Origin of the sequence: Paracraurococcus ruber, assembly GCF_004353985.1 — a bacterium.
Classification (GTDB): domain Bacteria; phylum Pseudomonadota; class Alphaproteobacteria; order Acetobacterales; family Acetobacteraceae; genus Paracraurococcus; species Paracraurococcus ruber.
On record NZ_SMOA01000509.1, the window covers coordinates 1 to 2,042 of the forward strand.

The 2,042-nt window shown below is 71.7% G+C and carries 2 protein-coding genes; one reads left to right on the forward strand and one right to left on the reverse strand.

From position 1 onward, the window contains the following. Positions 1-38 precede the first annotated feature (38 nt). On the reverse strand, positions 39-626 hold the full coding sequence (locus E2C05_RS31285) for a MarR family winged helix-turn-helix transcriptional regulator (RefSeq protein WP_133223509.1): 588 nt from the start codon (positions 624-626) through the stop codon (positions 39-41). 273 nt (positions 627-899) lie between these two features. Between E2C05_RS31285 and E2C05_RS31290 the strand changes: the two genes are divergently transcribed. After that, on the forward strand, positions 900-1,976 hold the full coding sequence (locus E2C05_RS31290) for a branched-chain amino acid aminotransferase (protein WP_133223510.1): 1,077 nt from the start codon (positions 900-902) through the stop codon (positions 1,974-1,976). The last annotated feature ends 66 nt before the right edge of the window (positions 1,977-2,042 follow it).

Genomic DNA, 2,042 nt, shown 5'->3' on the forward strand with positions numbered 1-2,042 from the left:
GAGAGGAGGCCCGGGGCAGCGGGGCCGGCGCGGCGCGGTCAGCCGGTGCGGGCCAGCGGCGCGCCCCGCGGCCTCGGCGCCGCCGGCTGCTCCAACCGCTCGAGCTGCGACCGGGCCTCCGGCCCCATCAGCCCGTGCATCACCCGGCGGAAGCCCTCCACCGCGATCGGCCCCGCCTCCCGGTAGGCGCGCATCACCCATTCGCGCTGCCGCTCGAACAGCCGCCGCTCCAGCTCGGCGCCCTTCGGCGTCAGCGTCAGCAGGCGCTGCCGGCGGTCGTTGCGGCCGGTGGTCTGGAGCACGTAGTCCTGCTCCACCATCGGGGTCAGCACCCGGGCGAGGGACTGCTTGGTGATGCCGAGGATCGCCAGCAGCTCCCCCACAGTGATCCCCGGCCGGCGGCCGACGAAATGCAGCACGCGGTGATGCGCCCGCCCCATCCCGAGCTCCGCCAGGATCTGGTCCGGGCCGGCGGTGAAGTCGCGGTAGCCGAAGAACAGCAGGTCCTGCGCCAGGCGCAGCTCCTCCTCCCGCAGGAAGAGCAGGTTGCGGCCGGCCCCCACCGGCGCGCCGACCTGCGCTTCCGCCTTCTGCTCCGCCCCCTTGGTCTCCGTCCTCTCCGGCATGGCTGGCATGCTGCCCCTTCAGGCCTCGGTATTGGTCAGCAAGGTTGACACATTTTTCCGATCAGGTCTAGTTTGGCCCCTCAGGAGCAAGGAAGTTGCGGGAGAACGCGGTCATGGCGGTAGTTCCTTTCAGCAGCGTCGCCCAGGGTCCGGCCAGGGTAGCCCGGCCAGGCCCCGCCCGGGTATCCCCGCCGGCCTGACCCGGCCGCCCCCCGACTGCCCATGCCCGCCGCGCGGCGGCCGGGCCCAGGACCGCAAGAGGACAACGCAAGCATGGCCCAGTTCCCGATCACCCGCAGCACCGCGACGAAGCCGAAGCCGGCCGACGACACGCTCGCCTTCGGCAAGGTGCTGACCGACCACATGTTCCTGATGGACTACACCGAGGGCGAGGGCTGGCATTCGCCGCGCATCGTGCCCTATGCGCCGCTCAGCCTCGACCCCGCGACCTCGGTCCTGCACTACGGCCAGGCGATCTTCGACGGGCTGAAGGCCTTCCGCGGCGCCGATGGCCAGGTGCGGCTGTTCCGCGCCGACCGCCATGCCGAGCGGCTGAACCGCTCCGCCAAGATCATGTGCATGCCGGAACTGCCGGTGGACATCATCCGCCAGAGCTTCGACGCGCTGGTCGCCGTGGAGCATGACTGGGTGCCGCGGGCGCCGGGCACCTCGCTCTACATGCGGCCGACGATCATCGCGACCGACGTCTTCCTCGGCGTGCATCCGGCGCACAGCTACCTCTATTTCCTCATCCTCTCGCCGGTCGGCAGCTACTACCGGGAAGGCGTGAAGCCGGTGCGCATCCTGGCCTCGGACAGCCATGTGCGGGCGGTGAAGGGCGGCACGGGCGAGGCGAAGACGGCCGCCAACTACGCCGCCAGCCTGGCCGGGCAGCAGGATGCGGCGCAGGCCGGCTACACCCAGGTGCTCTACCTCGATGCCGTCGAGCGGCGCTTCCTCGACGAGGTCGGCACCATGAACATCATGCTGCGCATCGGCGACGAGGTCATCACGCCGCCGCTCGCCGGCACCATCCTCGACGGCGTCACCCGCGCCTCGGCGCTGCAACTCATGCGCGACTGGGGACTCAAGGTGACGGAACGGCCGATCGCCATCGAGGAGGTCATGGCCGCCGGCCGCGACGGCACCCTGCGGGAGATGTGGGGCACCGGCACCGCCGCCGTGGTCTCGCCGGTCGGCACCCTCGGCTACAAGGGCGAGGACATCCTGATCAATGGCGGCGAGACCGGCGAGCTGACGCAGAAGCTCTACGACACCATCACCGGCATCCAGTACGGGCGGACCAACGACCCGCATGGCTGGACCAGCCTGGTGCCGCCGGCCGCCTGAGCCGCCGCGGCGGCGGGACCGGCGGCGCGACACCCGCGGGACGCCGCCGCGTCGTCGCGGCGCGCC